We start from the raw sequence: 18,663 nt of genomic DNA, 5'->3' as shown, positions 1-18,663 counted from the left end.
GATTCAGTTCAGTTTGCTGATTATCGTCTCAAACTGATCAAGGTTTTCGCAGGAAATGCGGATCATGCCTTTCTGGCTTGTCTCGTTAAAGCTGATATCGATTGCAAGCCCTGTCTTGTCGCTCAGCTCTTTTTCCAGTGCCTTGATATCAGCTGATTTTGGAGATTTGCGTTTTGGTGGATGTACCGCCCGCCGGGCCAATGCTTCCACCTGACGCGCGCTGAGCCCTTTCCTTTCAATTTCACGGGCCAGCGCTTCGGCCCCGGGATGCCCGATGAGCGGCCGGACCTGACCTGCCGAAAGCCGGCCATTTTTCAGCATCGACTGAACAGATGAAGGTAACCCAAGAAGCCGCATGGTATTGGCCAGATGACTTCGGGATTTGCCAAGGACTTTGGCCAGTTTCTCCTGGGTGTAGCCAAACTGATCCAGCAGTTGCCGGTAACCTTCCGCCTCTTCGATTGCGCTGAGATCACGGCGCTGGATATTTTCGATCAGCGCCAGTTCAGCGGCATCCTGATCACTTGCTTCGCGGAGGATTATCGGCACATCATGCACGCGAGCTTTCTGGGCCGCAAGCCAGCGACGCTCACCGGCAATAAGCTGAAAATGTCCAGCCTTTGCCGGATCTGGACGGACCAGAAGCGGCTGAAGAATTCCATGCTGGGCTATGCTGGCGGCAAGATCATCAAGCCCGGCCTCATCAAACACCTGGCGAGGCTGCCAAGGGCCCGGCGTGATCTTGGCAATATCGACCCGGACCGTCTCCGCCGGGCTGGAGAGGCTGGCTACTCCGCCCTCAAGGCCCTGCTCCTTGACGCTGGCAAGAACCGCACTGTCACCAAGAAGGGAGGACAACCCGCGGCCAAGACCTTTCGGGGATGTTTTTGGAGAAGATGTCTTTTTTTCCGTCATGCCGCTTTCCTTTCCTGGCGGATCAGCTCACCAGCAAGAGCAATATAGGCTTGTGAACCCGTGCAGTTGAGATCATAGAGCAAGACGGGCTTGCCAAAGGATGGTGCCTCCGACACCCGGACGTTGCGGGGAATCATTGTCTTGAAGACGAGCGGGCCGAGATGCTTGCGCACATCTTCTGCGACCATGCTCGAAAGCCGGTTGCGGCTATCATACATGGTTAGCACAACGCCGCAGATTTCAAGATCAGGGTTGAGCCCGCCGCGAACAGCATCAATGGTGCCGATGAGCTGCGACAGACCTTCCAGCGCGTAATATTCACATTGAAGAGGGACAAGGGCCGAGGTGACTGCCGAGAGGGCATTCACCGTCAGCAGACCAAGAGAGGGCGGGCAGTCCACGAGTACATAATCGAAATCCTTGTCGATCCGGTCCATGATCTCTTTTAATCGATATTCACGCCGGTCAAGACCTGAAAGCTCGATTTCAAGGGCGGACAGGTCCGGCGTTGCCGGTATCACGGAGAGATTCTGCACCGCGCTCGGCCGAATGGCCTGATCCAGCGACGCCGCCCCCGAAAAAAGCTGATAGAGATCATGATCCCGGGCCGACATGTCGATTCCCAGCCCCGTGCTGGCATTACCCTGGGGGTCGGCATCGATGACCAGCACCCGCCTGCGGGAGGCCGCAAGGGCTGTTGCCAGATTTACGGTGGTGGTGGTCTTGCCAACTCCGCCCTTCTGGTTGGTGATTGCGATTGTTCGCCCGAGTGACATGTCAACGCCTTGTATTTATTAAATAATAAAAATCAATCAGAAAATCCGGAAACCTTAAGTATAACACTTTCCGGGCTGCTGAGACTGTTTCTGACATCAATTTTTATTGTGGTCGAATTCCCGAGCGAGGTCAATTCCTCCTGGTAGCGCTCCCCTTTGAGAAAAAGACATTCAAGCCCGGCGTGATGCTGGTTTCGGGTAAGATCGAGCAATTTTTCAAAAGGCGCAAGAGCCCTTGCAGTGATGTATTTCGGCTGCATCGGGGCCAGTGTTTCCAGCCGCGCGGTGATGACCTTGAGCGGCACGTCACATTCCCGGGCAGCCACGGCAAGAAAAGCGCATTTGCGTTCATCCGATTCAACACAGATTACCGGTTTTTCCGCGTTTCCTGCCCCCATTATCGCCAGTACCAACCCGGGAAGGCCAGCACCACTGCCGATATCCATGATCTGTTGATCAGGTTCGTCAAGATGGGCAAATAGCTGCCCTGAATCGAGGATATGCCGCCGCCAGACATCGGCAAGCGACGCTTTGCTCACCAGATTGATCGATTTCTGCCAATGCGAGAGAAGATCAACGTAACATCTGAGCCTGTTCAGTGTTTCACGTGAAACATTGAGCTGTTCGCCCACATCTTCCGGGGTCAGGGGGCCTGTCGCCGTGTCGGGACCGATTTCCGGCATCGACTTACGCTACCCGCCTCAAATGCCGGATAACAGCCACCACTGCGGCCGGGGTCAGCCCGGGCAAACGATTAGCCTGGCCGATCGTTTCCGGCTGGTGCCGATTGAGTATATCGATACTTTCCGCCGATAACCCGCCAATGGTGGCGTAATCCGTATCAACGGGGATAACCAGCCCCTCATCCCGCCTGAGGGCCTCTATATCTGCTTCCTGGCGGTGAACATATCCCCGGTAGTGGCAGTTGATTTCAAGCTGGCCGTGAAGAGATGGATCAATATCTCCAAGTTCAGGCCAGACCGGCAACAGATCCGTCAGGCTGACACCCTCACGCGAAAGCAGATCAGCCGCGGAAAGCCTGCGGCCATCACGGGTTGATGGCAGACCATGCGAGGCCAGCCGCGAGGGCAGGGCCATTGACTGATCCAAAAGTGCCGTAGCGGCGTTGAGCGCGGATTTCCTCAAGTTCCAGTGCCGGGCACGATGGGCACCGACAACCCCGATTTTTACCCCTTTATCGGTCAGCCGCTGATCGGCGTTATCAGCTCGGAGGAGCAGCCGGTATTCGGCACGGGACGTGAACATCCGGTAGGGTTCGGGCGCCCCCCGGGTGATGAGATCATCGATCATCACGCCGGTATAGGCATCCGCCCGGTCTAGAATAAAGGATTTGTCACCACCTGCCGCCTTCAGGCTGGCGTTAACCCCCGCCATCAGGCCCTGTGCCGCGGCTTCTTCATAGCCTGTTGTGCCGTTGATCTGACCTGCGAGGAACAATCCCGGCAACGCCTTGAGCTCAAGACGACGGGTGAGGGCGCGGGGATCAATGCAGTCATATTCAATCGCGTAGCCATATCGCAGGATTTTCGCCTGCTCGAGCCCGGGTATAGAGGCAATCATCCTGTCCTGCACCTCGCGGGGCAGGCTGGTGGATATGCCGTTCGGATAGACGGTGGGGTCATCAAGACCTTCAGGCTCAAGAAAAACCTGATGCGAGGTCCGGTCAGCAAACCGCACCACCTTGTCTTCAATCGACGGGCAGTAGCGCGGGCCTGTTCCCTCGATCTGGCCCGAATAGACCGCGGAAAGATGGATCGATTCCGCTATAATCCGATGTGTTTCCTCGGTTGTCCGGGTAATTCCGCAGGATATCTGCTGAACAGTGATCTCTTTCGTGAGGCTTGAAAAGGGGACGGGCGGGTCATCGGCGGGTTGCATTTCCAGCTGATTCCAGGCAATGGTTCTGCCATCAAGCCGCGCCGGTGTCCCTGTCTTCAACCGCGACATGGGCAGTCCAAGGGCCGGATCCCTCAAGCGTAGGGCCAGCATATTTGAAGGATTTTCACCAAACCGGCCGGCTTCCTGGCGTTCCGGGCCAAGATGAATGACCCCGCCAAGAAAAGTCCCCGTGGTCAGTACCGCAGCACCGCAGCGATACATGTCACCCGTCTCGGTCAAGAGACCGGAAAGACGGCCATTTTCCACGCAAATATCACCAATGGCCGCTTCGATGATTGTCAGCCCCGGGCAGTCTTCCAAAAGAGCGCAGATCGCCTTGCGGTAAAGCGTGCGATCGGCCTGGGCGCGCGGCCCATGCACCGCCGGTCCCCGGGATCTGTTGAGCATACGAAACTGAATGCCGGACTGATCGATGGCGCGGGCCATCAACCCGTCCAGCGCATCGATTTCACGGACAAGATGGCCTTTGCCAAGCCCCCCGATAGCCGGATTGCAAGACATCTCACCAATGGTGTCGCGGCGCATGGTGATCAGGGCAACGCTTGCCCCCATCCGGGCAGCCGCAGCGGCAGCTTCAACACCAGCATGGCCGCCGCCTACCACCAGCACATCATAGCTGTTTGCCGTCATTATCTGCCTCTATGCGGGAATCTCAGGGCCGGAGAATACCGAAGCCGGGCGGGCGGGTCAATTGCCGAGAAAAAGCGGAGGTTATTTGCCGATGCAGAACGCGGAAAAAATATGGTCAAGCAGATCTTCAACATCGACCCGACCGGTAAGGCGTCCAAGCGCATGGGCAGCGTGGCGGAATTCTTCGGCCATGAGTTCGGGTGCCTGTTCAATATCAAGCTTTTCTGCGGATTTCAGGGCCTCAAGCGCCGATTTTACCGCTTCAAGATGGCGCTGGCGGGTAAGAACCGGCGGTTCGATGGGGGCGTTGAGGCTGTCGATATGCCGGACCAGTTCATCCTGAAGCCGGTTCATCCCCTGTCCTGTTGCCGCCGAAATCATCAGCCATTCCGGAAGCGGGGCTTTGGGTGCGGGTAGATCTGATTTCGTCAGAACAGGGATCAGCTGCGGCATCTCCTGCTCCGCATCGGTTGTTTTTTGCCTGATATGCCGGGTAATTTCATGAAAAGTGGTGGTCGGATCACCGGTAATCGGATCAATGAGGATCAGAACGATAGCGGCTTCCGCGGCGGCACCAAGCGCCCGGCGCACGCCTTCTTCTTCAACCTTGCTGGCGGTATCGCGTATCCCTGCGGTATCGACCAGATGAAGCGGTATGCCGGAAATATCAAGAGAAACGCGGATGAGGTCACGGGTTGTTCCGGCTTCGGGGGAGACAATCGCCCGTTCATCACCGGCAAGAGCGTTGAGGAGCGTCGATTTCCCGGCATTCGGCTGGCCGACAAGTGCAACCGTGATACCGTCTCGTGTAATTATGCCGGCGCTGGCGCTCTCGATCGCGCCTTCCATATCGGCGATGAGCGAAGATGTTCCTGAACGTATGTCTTGAAGAACATTTTCCGGCAGATCTTCATCAGCAAAATCAATGATGGCTTCAAGATGGGCGGAAAGGGCGATGAGTCGGGATCGCCACAAATCGGTACGCCTCGTCAGCGCCCCATCGAGTTGAGACATGGCCTGATGATGCTGGCGTGACGTGTCGGCATCGATGATATCGCCGATGGCTTCGGCCTGATCGAGATTGATCCTGCCTTCAAGGAAAGCCCGGCGGGTGAATTCCCCAGGATCAGCCAGCCTGAATCCCGGCAGCGATTCAAGTTCAAGCATGACCATGCGGCCAAGCACCGGGCTGCCATGGAGGTGAAATTCCGCCACATCCTCCCCGGTAGCGCTGGCTGGACCCTTGAAAAAAAGGATCATGGCCTGATCAAGTGGCTGGCCTTTGGCATCCCGCAAGATCGCCATTCTGGCCTGTCGTTGAGGCGGGACGATACCGGCAAGACGGCGCAAGGCCCTGGCCGCACCCGGTCCTGAGGCGCGAATAATCTGGATCGCGGAACGCCCGGGCGGAGTTGCAAGGGCAAAGATCGTCTCGGTCATGGGTATCTCTTGTTAACAACGAGCGGGACTGCTAGGCTCAATACCATCCCCTTTAGGGTGATACGATGACAACAACAGGAGAACAAGGCTTATGTTTCGGGAAACCCGGAAATGCCTGTTCGGCTGGATAACGGTTTTTAGCGACGGTCAGAGTTTAACGCGCCTTGAAATGGCAGCCGACGGCACCACTGACACCACCCATGGCGATGATGTTTCACGTGAAACATGGGAACAGATCAACGCCTATTGCGAAGGCTCTCGCCAGTCCTTCACCATCCCAATCAACCCGGATGTATCCCCGGCCCTTGGCAGATGGCTTGCCATCATGCAAAAGATCGGCTACGGGACAACCATAACCTATGGCGGATTTGCCCGCATGGCCGGGTCCCCCATGGCAAGCCGGGCGGCTGGCTCTGCCTGCGCCCGAAACCCGATCCCGTTGATCATTCCATGTCACCGGGTTACCCGCCATGACGGGAGTCTTGGGAACTATGGGGGGTTAAGAGAGTTTTCGCCCACGGATGCGAGGAATCTGGGCCTCAAGGATGCGCTGATTGCCCATGAAGCCCGATATCTCGGGTGATCAGGCGGCTACAGGCTAAGGAGCGCTCTAAACCTGAAATATTGAATACCCTGAAATTCAGGTTCAGGGAAATTCAGGTTCATGAATTCATTGCCGTGAAGAAATCCTTGTTGTCTTTCGACTGCTTGAGCTTGTCGACAAGGAATTCCATGGCATCCACAGGCCCCATCTGCATGAGGATCCGGCGCAGCACCCACATTTTCGCTAGCGTGTCCTTATCGACCAGAAGCTCTTCCTTGCGGGTGCCAGAGCGGGTGATATCGATCGCCGGGAAGGTGCGCTTGTCGGAAAGCTTGCGATCAAGAATGACCTCGGAGTTGCCGGTGCCCTTGAATTCCTCAAAAATGACTTCATCCATGCGTGAGCCGGTTTCGATAAGTGCGGTGGCAATAATGGTGAGCGAGCCGCCCTCTTCGATATTTCGCGCGGCACCAAAGAAACGTTTTGGCCGCTGCAGGGCATTGGCGTCAACCCCGCCGGTCAATACCTTGCCGGAGGATGGAACAACCGTGTTATAGGCCCGGGCAAGACGGGTGATACTGTCAAGCAGGATGACGACATCACGCTTGTGCTCCACCAGTCTTTTTGCTTTTTCTATAACCATATCAGTGACTTGGACATGGCGGATGGCAGGTTCATCAAAGGTTGAGGAAATGACCTCACCATTCACGGAACGCTGCATGTCCGTGACTTCTTCGGGGCGTTCATCGATCAAGAGAACAATCAGGTAAACTTCAGGGTGATTTTCAGAAATCGCATGGGCGATGGACTGAAGCATCATCGTCTTGCCGGTCCGGGGTGGCGCGACGATAAGACCGCGCTGCCCCTTGCCCATCGGTGCCACGAGATCAATGACGCGAGGCGTGTTGTCCTTGACCTCCGGGTTAAACGGCAGTTCAAGGGTCAGTTTTTCCTGGGGATAAAGAGGGGTCAGGTTGTCAAAGTTGATCCGATGACGAACTGCCTGCGGATCCTCAAAATTCACCTGTTCGACCTTGAGAAGAGCAAAATAGCGCTCACCTTCCTTCGGCGCACGTATCTGGCCATCGATGGTATCGCCGGTTCGGAGAGAAAAGCGGCGGATCTGGCTGGGCGAGACATAAATATCATCAGGTCCGGGCAGGTAATTTGCCTCAGGCGAACGCAGGAAACCAAACCCGTCAGGAAGAACTTCAAGGACGCCGCGGCCGTAAATCGGGATATCATCCTCCGCGAGCTGCTTGAGGATGGCAAACATCATGTCCTGGGTGCGAAGCGTGGACGCGTTTTCAATTTCCAGCTCTTCGGCATAGGAAAGAAGTTCCGCAGGGGATTTCTTTTTCAAATCTTGTAGATTCATGGCAACCGCCATCGAAAGTATTTTAAGGGAAACAGGTGGCGCAGAACCGCGCTCTTATTTCCCTTTATATCTCTTTCCATAGGGAAAGGTCAAGGTTTTCGTCAAAACGGTTGAACAATCACCAGAATAACGATGAGAATCATCAGCAGGGTGGGAACTTCATTCCAGATACGGAAATATGTATCGGTATGGCGCGATGTTCCTGCTTCGAGCTGTTTGCGCATCACCGCAAACTTGCCGTGAACAGCAGCCATGGCCAAAACAAGCAGAACCTTGGCATGAAACCAACCTTCCTGTAAGAGCCCGGGATTCAGAATCACCAGCCAGATACCAAGAGCAAAAGTGACAATCATCGCCGGATTCATGATGGCTTTCAGAAGACGTCGCTCCATCAGCGCAAAAGTTGCCGCGCGGGCCGAATCCTTCTCAACCATGGCATGATAGACATAAAGACGTGGCAGGTAGAGCATCCCCGCCATCCAGGAGATGACGGCAATGACATGAAAAGCCTTAATCCAAAGATACATGGCCTTCCCTTTCGCGTATATGGCGGATCAGCGTGGTGACGTTTCCGGGCGGAGTATCAAGCCCGATACCATGTCCAAGATTGAAAATATGTGGACGGGTGGAAAAGGCATCAAGAATGCTGTCGACTGCCCGGAGCATATGCGTTCCCCCTTCGAGGAGCGAGACCGGGTCAAGGTTGCCTTGCACGGCAAGACCGGAAGGGAGATGCCTGTCAGCCCAGAATGGATCCATGCCATGATCGAGCCCGATCGCCTGAACACCAGTCATTTCAACATAAGCAAGAATGCCTTCACCTATCCCCTTTGGGAATCCGATAATGGGTGCGGTGATCCCAGCATCGCGAAGGCCTTGGACAATCCTTGTCATCGGAGATATCACCACGTCATGAAGCATCGTGGAAGGGACGGCACTGGCCCAGCTGTCAAAAACCATCAGCGTATCGGCACCGGCATGGGCTTTAGCTGCCAGAAGGCGGATGCTTTCTTCAACCAGCCGGTCAAGAAGCACCATCATGCCAGATGGATTCGTCCAGAGCATATGCCGACTGCGGTGAAAATCCCGGCTGCTGCCACCTTCGATCATATAGGTAGCAACGGTCCAAGGTGCGCCGCAAAACCCGATCAGGTTCCGGTCCGGATCAAGAGCTTTTCTCGTTTTTGCCAGGGCCCTAAAAACGGGATCAAGCTTTTCAAGAAGATCCGTGCTCACCATCTTCCGGATATCGGAAGGACTTGAAAGAGGTGAAAGTTTAGGTCCTTCGCCGGTAACGAAATGTACTCCTGCTCCCATTGCCCAAGGGATCATCAGGATATCGGAGAAAATGATCGCCGCATCAAGATCATACCGGGCCATAGGCTGAAGCGTTGCCGTGCTGGCGCGTTCAGGATCAAGGCAGTAACTGATAAAATCCGGAACTTCCGCCCGCAGGGCCATGTATTCGGGAAGATAGCGTCCCGCCTGCCGCATCAGCCAGATCGGTGTTTTTATGTCTTTGGTGCCGGATAATGTCTGGTCAAGACGCATGGATTAAGCTCAGCCCTTCAATAGGTAAATATATATATAAATATAATAAGGATGTTGACGTTGTAGGACAGGGGTAAAACATTATTTCCAGCTTTTCCACTCCTAATCCCCAGATTTGTCCAGATACAAGTTTTACCCACCTCACTACTGCTAAATAGATTGAAAACGTTTTTCTGTTTATCCCCCATTTGAGCCTGAAAGTTTTCCACCGGTTGAACAAACTGGGGATAATCCTGCATGGAGGCCAATATATCCGGGTTTGACAATGCCGGTCGGAATTGTATTCAATATATCCACAGGATTTCCCGGAACAGCTGCCATGCCCTCACGCGTTCGAAAACTTCATCTTCATCTTGTCTCGGATTCGACCGGCGAGACAACACATCAGATGGGACGCGCGGCACTGGCCCAGTTTGAGCATGTGCAGACGATTGAACATGTCTGGACACTTGTCCGCACGAAAGAGCATCTCGTGGCCATCGAAGATGCCATCAAGACCCATGGCGGGGTGGTGCTTTTCAGCCTGGCGGATCGCGATATCCGCTCCCTGATGGAAGAGATTTGCCTTCGCCACAATGTACCGGCGGTCAGCGTCCTTGATCACATTATTCATACGGTTTCCAAGATACTCGGCCAGCCGGAAACAGGTGTGATCGGTGGCCAGCACCGCATGGATCGCGCGTATTTTGACCGCATCGAGGCACTTGATTTCGCTATTCAGCATGACGATGGCCAGGGACTTTCAACCCTGGGGAATGCCGATATTCTTCTTGTTGGTGTTTCTCGCAGCTCGAAGACACCAACATCGATCTATCTTGCCAATCGCGGCTACAAGGTTGCAAATTACCCGCTCGTCCCCGGCGTGCCGATGCCGCTTGACATGATCCCGAAAGGCCAGGTTCTTGTGGTCGGGCTGATCAAGGATGCCCGCAGGCTTGCCCAGATAAGGCGTAACCGGCTCTTGAGCATGAACGAGAACGAGCATGGAGACTATGCAAGCCTTGAGAAAATTGCCGAGGAAGTCACCCATGCAAGGAAACTCTTTACAGCACAGAAATGGCCGGTACTTGATGTGACACGCCGATCGGTGGAAGAAACCGCAGCGGCGGTAATCAATCTTCATACCCGCTGGATACAGAATCAGGGATAGAGACATGCTTGCCCTTCCAGCCACCCCGATCATTCTGGCAACTGCCAGCCCGACACGTCAGGCGATGCTTCGTGATGCCGGATTATCTTTCATCTCTCTTTCTGCCGCGGTTGACGAAGAAAGCCTCCGTAAAGCCGCCCATGCCGATGGAATGACGGCGGCCGATGCCGCCACGCTTATTGCGGAAATGAAAGCCCGGCAGATTGCGCGTCAGCATCCGGAAGCATTTGTCATTGGCGCTGATCAGCTACTTGAATGCGAAGGTATCTGGTACGCCAAACCAACGGATCGCAAGGGAGCGAAGGAAACGTTACGCAATCTTTCTGGCCGAACCCACCATCTGGTGACGGCGGCTGTTGTCTTCAAAGAAGATCAACGGCTCTGGCATCAGGTGGAAAGCCCGGCCATCTCAATGCGCCGCCTGACCGAGGGTTTTATCTCTTCCTATCTTGATGCTATCGGCCCGGAGATGATTACGGCAACCCCGGGCGTCTATCAGATCGAGACTTTGGGCGCGCATCTCCTTAGCCGGATAGAGGGCTCACCCTATGCTGTTCTGGGGCTGCCACTCTTGCCGCTACTGGCTTTCCTGCGGGAGCATGGGCTGGATTTTCAGGAGACGTCATGATCATCCTTGGCCTTACCGGTTCCATCGCCATGGGCAAATCCACGGTTGCCGATCTTTTTCGTGAAGAAGGTGTTGCCGTGCATGATGCGGATCAGGCCGTCCACCGGCTGATGGCACCGGATGGCAAGGCTGCTCCTTTGGTGCTGAAAGCCTTTCCATCGGCCGTATCTTCGGATGGAGGGGTGGACCGGCAGGCGCTCGGCAAGCTTGTCTTTGCGGAACCGGCCCGGCGCAAAGTGCTGGAGCAGATCCTTCACCCGCTGGTTCGCCAGGATCGGGACCGTTTTTGCGATGAAAACCGCAAGGCGGGAGCCTCGCTGGTGGTATTGGATATCCCGCTTCTTTATGAGACGGGGGGCGAAAAGGACTGTGATGCCGTAGTCGTTGTTTCAGCCACATCCTGGCAGCAGAAAATCCGTGCCCTGGCCCGCCCCGGGATGACAGAAGACAGACTTGCGTCTATTCTTGAGATACAGACAGATGATGCAACCAAAAGATCAAAAGCGGATTATGTGGTCCCAACTTCCTATGGAAGAGAAGCCAGCCGTTGGCATGTCCGGCAAATACTGGCGCAGCTACTTGACGACAAAAAAGACAATAGATAAGGGCGGGGTTCAATCATGACACGTGAAATTGTTCTCGACACGGAAACGACAGGGCTGAATACGGCCGATGGGCACCGGATTGTCGAGATCGGGGCGCTGGAAATGATCAACCATGTACCCACCGGCAAGACATTCCATGTCTATATCAACCCAGAGCGCCCAATCGATCCCGATGCGACAGCGATCCACGGCATTACCGATGAACGTGTCGCAAGCGAGCCGGTTTTTGCCGAAATTGCCGAAGGATTCATCGAATTCATCGGCGAGTCGAAACTGGTGATCCACAACGCGTCATTTGATATGGGCTTTATCAATGCCGAATTCGAACGCATCGGCCATCCGGAACTGCCTGCCGACCGGGCGATTGACACATTGGCCCTTGCACGGCGGAAGTTTCCGGGTGCCCAGGCCAGTCTTGATGCTCTCTGCCGCCGGTTCAATATTGACAACAGCCATCGCAAGCTTCACGGCGCGATGGTTGACACCGATCTTCTGGCGGACGTGTATATCGAACTTATCGGTGGCCGACAGCCGGGGCTGACCCTTAGTGTCGCCGAAGACACCGCCACTGTTCATCAGCAGGTAGCGATGCCCAAGATATCAGGCAAGACCCGTCCACCCCGGCCGCATGATGCGAGCGCCGAAGAAAAGGCGGCTCATGAAGCCTTTATCGATGGTCTGTCTGATCCGCTCTGGCGAAGTCTGCCGAACACCGCGTCCTAGTTAAGCTTTTCTTTCTTGCTGGATTTTTTGTTCGGCTTTTTTTCAACTTCGGTATCCGGGGCGGGAGCTGCTTCCGAATTCTGCTGGCTTTCGATACCGGCTTGATAGACCCGGACAAAATCGATCGGCTGGATATTCAGCGGCAGGAAGCCGCCGGACTGGGTGATTTCTGACAGGATCTGACGCGCAAACGGGAACAAAAGTCGCGGCCCTTCGATCATGACAAGGGGATGGATCACCTTGGAATCGACATTTTCGGCGACAGAGACAATACCTGCATAGGAAAGTTCAGCGACAAACATACCCTTGCCATCACGTGTTGCGTTGGCGGTGATGGTCAGCACGACTTCAAAAAACCGTTCCTGTTCCTGGGGGTTTGCCGTCACGTTGATATTGATCTGGATTTCGGGCTGTGCCTCACTCGGCAGATAAACGGCCGGTGAGTTGGGGTTTTCAAAAGACAAGTCCTTGATGTACTGGGTATGAATGATCAGCTGCTGCTGGTTTTGTTGTTCGTTTGGCATCACGATGCTCCTCAGTGTCATGCGGTTGTCAGTCTTTCCGCTGGTACTCGCCTTCTATGGTAATGGAACTCTCCCCTTCGCCAACCGATCGAGGGGGAGTATGCGGTCTGGTAGATTCGGTGTCGTTTTGATAGTCATATCGCTGAAAGCCGGCGCTCGTAAAGGTAAAGTTGCGTTTCGGCATTATCCTTGTGATCAGGGCGAACAGCATGATGGCAAGCCCCGTGCGTATCCCCGGAATAAAGAGGATGAAACCGGCAAGATCGGTGACATAACCCGGGATCAAGAGAAGGATCGCGGCAAGGATGATGGCCGCGCCATCGGCAACTTCGACCACCGGGGGCGTACCTGCCCTGGCATTTTCAGCCATGCGCTGGAGGGTTGCGTGTCCCGCCCGTCGAAAAAGCCGGACCCCGATTGCGGCCGTCACAAAGACGCCGATGATCGTAGGCAGAACACCAATGGCATCTCCGACAATGCCAAATGTGATGATTTCAGCCCAGATCATCAGGATCAGGATACCAAAACCGACAAGACCTGTCATCAGGAGCCCCTTTCATCACTTGCCTATCCGTGGCAAGATCACTATGTGTATGTAAGATGAAAACGTATCAGATTAAACCCGTCGATGCATTTTTTCAAAATTCCGGGTGGCGGGATCGGTCAAGATCAGGAGAACTCAACGCATGTCAGGTGGCATCCCTTTTCTGGATATTCTGATTTTTGCGATCATCGCAATCTTTCTCGGATTGCGCCTGCGCTCGGTTCTCGGGAGGCGCGACGGGTTTGAACAAGACCTCCGCCGTGATCCCGACGCCGTTGAGGCCATGTCCGAAATGAGAACCAAGGCAAAACCGCAGGATCTCGTCTCCGGGGAAGGGATTGAGGCCATTGCCAATGCCGATACGTCTTTCAGCGAAAAGGAATTTCTCAAAGGTGCTTCCGCAGCTTATGGCATGATCCTTGAAGCTTTTGCCGATGGCGACATGGAAACCCTGAAACCGCTTCTTGGATATGAAATGAATACCGGATTTGCCCAGGCAATCCGGGATCGCGGCAAGGCAGGCGAAACCTTATCGATAAACCTTGCTTCCCTTGATGACGTCAAGATCCATAAGGCCAGGCTGACAGACGGTGTCGCCTCGATCACCGTGGAATACCGCTCACAGCAGAAACGTATCCTCAAAGCCGAGGATGGCGCCATCATCGAAGGTGCCGATGATGCCACCGAAGCTTTTATTGATCACTGGACATTTGAACGTGATATTTCTTCGCGTGATCCAAACTGGCTTCTGGTGGAAACCGAAACCCTTCAGGATTAGTCGGATCACGCTTTTTCGTGGAGCCAGTTGATGACCACGTCACCAAAAAAATCCAATAAAAAGGTCACCGCCGGTCTGTTCGTCACCTGTCTTATCGATGCCATGCGGCCAAGTGCGGGAATGGCGGCCCTGCGCCTGCTTGAGGCCGCAGGCTGCGAGGTGATTGTGCCGGAAAACCAGACATGCTGCGGCCAGCCGGCGTGGAATTCAGGAGATATCAAGGCGGCCCGGGTGGCGGCGACACCCTTTCTTGATGCTTTTGATGCCTGTGATTATGTGGTTGTGCCTTCCGGGTCCTGCGCGGGCATGCTGGCGCATCACCTTGTCGATCTGTTCGAGGGAAGCGGAGATTTGCACGCCAGGCGGCAGGCTGCGGCGATTGCTGGCAAGACGTATGAGCTCACGTCTTTTCTTGTCGATGTCATGGGCATGAAAACCCCGCCCGGAAAGACGACGGCCCGAATAGCCTATCACGACAGTTGCTCTTCCTTGCGTGAAATGAAGGTCATCTCCCAGCCCCGCGCCCTGCTCAACGCTGCCGGTGCCGACGTGGTTGATCTCGACAAGGCAGATACCTGCTGTGGTTTTGGCGGGACATTTTCCGTCAAATATGGCGACATTTCCGGCACGATGGCGGATGACAAGGCGACAGATATCGAGGCGAAGGACCCCGACATGCTGGTGGCAGGCGATATGGGGTGCCTCATGAATATCGCCGGTCGCCTGCTGCGCCGTGGCAGTGCGATTGAGGTTCGGCACGTGGCCGAAGTGCTGGATGGTGCCATGGAAGCTTCACCCATTGGCGGGCTTCGGGATTCCGCATCCCAAAACCCCGGAAACTAGGGGGAGGCATGGAAACACAAAGCCGCCATTTCAAGGAAAATGTCGCCGCCGCGATCCTTGATGATGACCTCAAAGGTGCCATGAGCAAACTGACCTCGGCCCTGCGTCCCAAACGGGCCAGTGCGGTGGCTGGCCTGCCGGAATTCGATCAGCTTCGTGATCACGGGATTGCGATCAGGATGCATACGCTTGATCATATCGATACCTATCTTGCGCAATTTGAAGATAATGTCATTGCCAATGGTGGGCATGTCCACTGGTGCGCCGATGAGGACAGCGCAAGACAGACCATCCTCGATTTATGCCGGCAGCATGATGTCCGGACCGTCACCAAGGGTAAATCCATGGTGACCGAAGAGCTCGGGCTCAACACCTTTCTCGACAGCCACGGAATATTGCCGCTGGAAACCGATCTTGGGGAATATATCATTCAGCTGCGAGGTGAGCATCCTTCGCATATCATTGCCCCGGCCACCCATCTGCAACGTGAACAGATCGCGGAAACTTTCCGGCAATCACATACCCATCTTGATGCGGATCGCCCCATGGATACGGCCGAAAGCCTGACCGAGGAGGCCAGGCAGGAATTGCGCGAAAAATACGGTGCCGCCGATGCCGGTATTACCGGCGCAAATTTCATGATCGCCGAAACCGGATCTACCATCATTGTCACGAATGAAGGCAATGGGGATCTGACCCAGACTCTTGCCCGGGTTCATATCGTGGTGGCGTCGCTGGAAAAGATCATCCCGACCATGGAGGATGCGGGTGTTCTCCTGCGGCTACTGGCACGTTCCGCCACCGGCCAGGATATGAGCGTCTACACCACGCTTTCAAGTGGTCCGCGGCGGCCGGGTGATCCCGACGGGCCGGAGGCTTTCCATGTGGTGCTGGTGGATAATGGGCGGAGCGGCATGATTGGCGGCAGCGAACGTGAGATGCTGCGCTGCATCCGGTGTTCGGCCTGTCTTAACCATTGCCCGGTCTATGCAGCCATCGGGGGGCATGCCTATGGCTGGGTATATTCCGGCCCTATGGGAAAGGTGCTGACCCCTTCCCTGACCGGGCTTGATCAGGCCCCGGATCTGCCCAACGCATCGAGTTTCTGCGGCAAATGCGAGGAAGTCTGCCCGATGCGGATACCGCTGCCGAAACTGATGCGAAATCTGCGCACCAAGCAGACGGAAATGAAAATGACATCCATGCGGCAGCGGGTTATTCTTGCCTTGTGGTCGCAATTGGCATCAAGACCTGCTCTCTACCGGTTGGTGACCGGCACCGTGACACGGATTCTTGCCCGGATCGCCGGAAAAAGGGGGGCGTTCCGCTGGCTGCCGATGACCGGCGGATGGACCAAAATGCGTGATCTTCCGGCCCCGGAAGGCGGCGGATTTTTTGCCCGCTATAATGCGTCGAGGAAAGGGGATCACTGATGGGTGCTGCGGATCGGAGCCGGATCTTTGATCGTCTTCGCGCGGCGAATGCAGGCCGCGTCAGGACACCTCATCCGGGCAAGGCCACGCCACCACGGATGGGGCAGTTGACCGGGAAAAAGAAAACAGACCGTTTTGTTGATCAGGCAAGACAGCAATTCGCCACGGTGGATATGCTCCCATCTCTTGCTGATCTGCCCGGATATATGAGCGCATGGCTACGCCAGCATAACCTTCCGCAGGATATTGTCATCGCCCCGATACTCGAGCATCTGGACTGGACGACGGAAGACGCGCTGAGCGCGCGTGCCGGAACCGCGACAACATCTGACATGGTCGGTGTCAGCCTGGCGTTTGGTGCGGCGGCTGAAACCGGCACGGTGATGATGATTTCCGGCAATGATACGCCCACCACCCTCAATTTCGTGCCTGATGTCGAGGTCATTATCCTCAGCAAGATGGATATTTCGGCCGGGATGGAGGGCTGCTGGGAACAGCTCAGATCGTATAAGGAAGACAAAGGGAAAATGCCGCGGGCGGTGAATTATATCACCGGCCCGTCCCGTACCGCCGATGTCGAGGCGACCATGGTGCTGGGCGCGCATGGCCCGCGGCGGCTTCATATTCTCCTGATAGATGAGGCGTCACCATGGCGAAAAAGCCGCTAGATGACGAAGATATCTCTCTGTGGAGACGTGTTGCCGCCAGTGTGACGCCGATCCTGCGACGGCGGATGCCAGCATCACCCCCGGCAGAAGAGGTTGTGGCCCCTGCGGTCAAGGCACGAAAGAAAAAAACATCACGGAGCACCACCGGACAGCAGGTTATCTCATCCCCGCGTAAAGCACCCCCCGAACTCCAGCCGGCTGATCTTGATACGGCGGGGTTCGGCGGTATTTCGAGGTCATCTGCCCGGGCAATCAAATCAGGTCAGGCAGGATTCACCTCAAGGCTTGATCTGCATGGATTGAGCCGTGATCAGGCGTATATTCGGTTGGTGCGGTTTCTTACCGATGCTGCCAGCACCGGACATCGCCATGTGCTTATCATTACCGGCAAGGGCGCACGAGGTGGCGGCGTAATCCGGCGTGAGTTTCCAGGCTGGATTACCGCACCTCCCCTGAACGGACTGGTCATCGCCTATTGCCAGGCACAGCCGAAGGATGGCGGTGCCGGCGCCTGGTACGTGAATCTGAGGCGATCATGACGCCTTTCGGGATCAGGCTCAGGCAACTTCGGCAGGAAAAGGGGTTTACCCTTTCGGGGCTTGCCCGCAGTCTCGGTGTTTCTACGGCCTATATCTCACAGCTTGAAAATGGCCATAAGGGCCAGCCATCGGCGGTGATGGTGGATCAGATCTGCGCTATTTTCGGCCTGATCTGGGATGATGCCGAGGCGCTCAAGGCCAAGGCAAGACAATCCCGGGTGCGGGTGGTTATCGACACATCCGATTGCGGGCCGGAGGCGACACGCGCTGCCAATCTGATGGCGGAAGTGCTGCCCCGCATCGATGAGGAAGAGGCCGGCCGGATGGCCGAATGGCTCGAAGAGCGCCAGAAAAAACTCTGATGCTGGAAATATGCCGGCAAAAAAACTGGCAAAATATTCCGCATCTTGGTAGGTAAGGGGCGAATATTCCCTTTCATCGCCGGGAGTGTCGCCATGACAAAGGCCGCCACACGACAGGGTGCCGTTAGTCGCACCACCAAGGAAACCAGGATTGACGCCACGATCCAGATCGATGGCACGGGCGCTGCTGAAATCAGCACCGGAATCGGATTCTTTGATCATATGCTTGAACAACTGGCACGCCACAGCCTGATGGATATCACGCTCAAGGCAGAAGGGGATCTGCATATCGACACCCACCATACGGTTGAAGATTGCGGCTGGGCACTCGGCGCGGCATTTGCCGAAGCCATAGGTGACCGCAGCGGCATTCAGCGTTACGGGCATTTTTACCTCCCCATGGATGAGGCCCTGAGCCGGGTTGCGGTTGATGTTTCCGGCCGGCCATGGCTTGTCTGGAGGGTTGCGTTGACATCACCGAAACTCGGGTCGATGGATACCGAAGTCTTTCGTGAGTTTTTTCAGGCTTTCGCGCAAGCGGCCGGGATCACGCTTCATGTTGAAACCCTCTATGGCTTTAACAGCCACCACATGATTGAAAGCTGCTTCAAGGCAATGGCAAGGGCGCTGCGCCTCTCCACCACGGTGGATCCGCGCGAAGACGGGCGCGTTCCTTCCACCAAAGGTGTTCTCGGGGGGAGTCTCTGATCCC

The 18,663-nt window shown here is 55.5% G+C and carries 22 protein-coding genes; 12 read left to right on the top strand and 10 right to left on the bottom strand.

Features of this window, described 5'->3' with window-relative positions; genetic code table 11:
* Positions 1-3: 3 nt before the first annotated feature.
* The 5 genes from AB8880_11980 to mnmE form a co-directional block, all read right to left on the bottom strand.
* Positions 4-915, bottom strand: coding sequence for a ParB/RepB/Spo0J family partition protein (locus tag AB8880_11980; protein XDZ65625.1), 912 nt, complete (start codon positions 913-915; stop codon positions 4-6).
* Positions 912-1,691, bottom strand: a complete 780-nt coding sequence (locus tag AB8880_11975) for a ParA family protein (protein ID XDZ65624.1) — start codon at positions 1,689-1,691, stop codon at positions 912-914. Before AB8880_11975 ends, AB8880_11980 begins: the two co-directional genes overlap by 4 nt.
* A 32-nt stretch (positions 1,692-1,723) precedes the next feature.
* The gene (gene rsmG / locus AB8880_11970; GenBank protein XDZ65623.1) at positions 1,724-2,374 is read right to left on the bottom strand and encodes a 16S rRNA (guanine(527)-N(7))-methyltransferase RsmG; all 651 of its coding nucleotides are present in this window, start codon (positions 2,372-2,374) and stop codon (positions 1,724-1,726) included.
* A gap of 4 nt (positions 2,375-2,378) precedes the next feature.
* Positions 2,379-4,241: a tRNA uridine-5-carboxymethylaminomethyl(34) synthesis enzyme MnmG gene (mnmG, locus tag AB8880_11965; GenBank protein ID XDZ65622.1), complete on the bottom strand. Its 1,863-nt coding sequence runs from the start codon at positions 4,239-4,241 to the stop codon at positions 2,379-2,381.
* 81 nt (positions 4,242-4,322) lie between these two features.
* A complete protein-coding gene (mnmE, locus tag AB8880_11960; GenBank protein ID XDZ65621.1) occupies positions 4,323-5,681 on the bottom strand; it encodes a tRNA uridine-5-carboxymethylaminomethyl(34) synthesis GTPase MnmE in 1,359 nt (452 codons plus the stop codon).
* Between the two features lie 91 nt (positions 5,682-5,772).
* Between mnmE and AB8880_11955 the strand changes: the two genes are divergently transcribed.
* Positions 5,773-6,264, top strand: a complete 492-nt coding sequence (locus AB8880_11955) for a methylated-DNA--[protein]-cysteine S-methyltransferase (protein XDZ65620.1) — start codon at positions 5,773-5,775, stop codon at positions 6,262-6,264.
* Positions 6,265-6,343: 79 nt separating this feature from the next.
* Here the strand turns inward: AB8880_11955 and rho are convergent, their stop codons facing one another.
* The 3 genes from rho to hemE all read right to left on the bottom strand — a co-directional run bounded on the left by rho (position 6,344) and on the right by hemE (position 9,154).
* Positions 6,344-7,603 carry a transcription termination factor Rho gene (rho, locus tag AB8880_11950; GenBank protein ID XDZ65619.1) on the bottom strand — a complete coding sequence of 420 codons (1,260 nt, stop codon included), beginning with the start codon at positions 7,601-7,603 and terminating at the stop codon, positions 6,344-6,346.
* 101 nt (positions 7,604-7,704) lie between these two features.
* Positions 7,705-8,130 (bottom strand): protoporphyrinogen oxidase HemJ, encoded by a 426-nt coding sequence (gene hemJ / locus AB8880_11945; protein XDZ65618.1) that lies wholly within the window; start codon positions 8,128-8,130, stop codon positions 7,705-7,707.
* On the bottom strand, positions 8,114-9,154 hold the full coding sequence (gene hemE / locus AB8880_11940; protein ID XDZ65617.1) for a uroporphyrinogen decarboxylase: 1,041 nt from the start codon (positions 9,152-9,154) through the stop codon (positions 8,114-8,116). Before hemE ends, hemJ begins: the two co-directional genes overlap by 17 nt.
* 319 nt (positions 9,155-9,473) lie before the next feature.
* Here hemE and AB8880_11935 point away from each other — a divergent pair, with 319 nt between their 5' ends.
* Genes AB8880_11935 through dnaQ form a run of 4 tightly spaced genes read left to right on the top strand, consistent with a single transcriptional unit; the run spans position 9,474 to position 12,260 of the window.
* Entirely contained in the window at positions 9,474-10,304 is an 831-nt protein-coding gene (locus AB8880_11935; protein ID XDZ65616.1) for a pyruvate, water dikinase regulatory protein, read from the top strand.
* A gap of 4 nt (positions 10,305-10,308) precedes the next feature.
* Positions 10,309-10,932 (top strand): nucleoside triphosphate pyrophosphatase, encoded by a 624-nt coding sequence (locus AB8880_11930; GenBank protein ID XDZ65615.1) that lies wholly within the window; start codon positions 10,309-10,311, stop codon positions 10,930-10,932.
* Positions 10,929-11,537 carry a dephospho-CoA kinase gene (gene coaE, locus AB8880_11925; protein ID XDZ65614.1) on the top strand — a complete coding sequence of 203 codons (609 nt, stop codon included), beginning with the start codon at positions 10,929-10,931 and terminating at the stop codon, positions 11,535-11,537. Before AB8880_11930 ends, coaE begins: the two co-directional genes overlap by 4 nt.
* Before the next feature lie 15 nt (positions 11,538-11,552).
* Entirely contained in the window at positions 11,553-12,260 is a 708-nt protein-coding gene (gene dnaQ, locus AB8880_11920; protein XDZ65613.1) for a DNA polymerase III subunit epsilon, read from the top strand.
* Here dnaQ and secB read toward each other — a convergent pair.
* Positions 12,257-12,784, bottom strand: coding sequence for a protein-export chaperone SecB (gene secB / locus AB8880_11915; protein ID XDZ65612.1), 528 nt, complete (start codon positions 12,782-12,784; stop codon positions 12,257-12,259). The two genes, dnaQ and secB, sit on opposite strands and share 4 nt — an antisense overlap.
* A 28-nt stretch (positions 12,785-12,812) precedes the next feature.
* A complete protein-coding gene (locus tag AB8880_11910; protein XDZ65611.1) occupies positions 12,813-13,328 on the bottom strand; it encodes an FxsA family protein in 516 nt (171 codons plus the stop codon).
* A 142-nt stretch (positions 13,329-13,470) separates the two neighbouring features.
* Here AB8880_11910 and AB8880_11905 point away from each other — a divergent pair, with 142 nt between their 5' ends.
* The 7 genes from AB8880_11905 to hisB all read left to right on the top strand — a co-directional run bounded on the left by AB8880_11905 (position 13,471) and on the right by hisB (position 18,659).
* Positions 13,471-14,106, top strand: a complete 636-nt coding sequence (locus tag AB8880_11905; protein XDZ65610.1) for a Tim44/TimA family putative adaptor protein — start codon at positions 13,471-13,473, stop codon at positions 14,104-14,106.
* Between the two features lie 30 nt (positions 14,107-14,136).
* Positions 14,137-14,949: a (Fe-S)-binding protein gene (locus AB8880_11900; GenBank protein ID XDZ65609.1), complete on the top strand. Its 813-nt coding sequence runs from the start codon at positions 14,137-14,139 to the stop codon at positions 14,947-14,949.
* Between the two features lie 8 nt (positions 14,950-14,957).
* Positions 14,958-16,382, top strand: a complete 1,425-nt coding sequence (locus AB8880_11895) for a LutB/LldF family L-lactate oxidation iron-sulfur protein (GenBank protein ID XDZ65608.1) — start codon at positions 14,958-14,960, stop codon at positions 16,380-16,382.
* Positions 16,382-17,050 carry a lactate utilization protein C gene (locus AB8880_11890; protein XDZ65607.1) on the top strand — a complete coding sequence of 223 codons (669 nt, stop codon included), beginning with the start codon at positions 16,382-16,384 and terminating at the stop codon, positions 17,048-17,050. Before AB8880_11895 ends, AB8880_11890 begins: the two co-directional genes overlap by 1 nt.
* Complete coding sequence (locus AB8880_11885) at positions 17,032-17,589, top strand: Smr/MutS family protein (protein ID XDZ65606.1); 558 nt, start codon at positions 17,032-17,034, stop codon at positions 17,587-17,589. Before AB8880_11890 ends, AB8880_11885 begins: the two co-directional genes overlap by 19 nt.
* Complete coding sequence (locus AB8880_11880) at positions 17,586-17,951, top strand: helix-turn-helix domain-containing protein (GenBank protein XDZ65605.1); 366 nt, start codon at positions 17,586-17,588, stop codon at positions 17,949-17,951. The genes AB8880_11885 and AB8880_11880 overlap by 4 nt, the downstream gene beginning before the upstream one ends.
* Before the next feature lie 93 nt (positions 17,952-18,044).
* Positions 18,045-18,659 (top strand): imidazoleglycerol-phosphate dehydratase HisB, encoded by a 615-nt coding sequence (hisB, locus tag AB8880_11875; protein XDZ65604.1) that lies wholly within the window; start codon positions 18,045-18,047, stop codon positions 18,657-18,659.
* The last annotated feature ends 4 nt before the right edge of the window (positions 18,660-18,663 follow it).

The sequence above is a fragment of the Alphaproteobacteria bacterium LSUCC0684 genome (genome assembly GCA_041228335.1).
Classification (GTDB): Bacteria; Pseudomonadota; Alphaproteobacteria; order Puniceispirillales; family UBA1172.
Note: the sequence above shows the minus strand (reverse complement) of the source record. Positions and strands in the feature narration are given on the sequence as shown.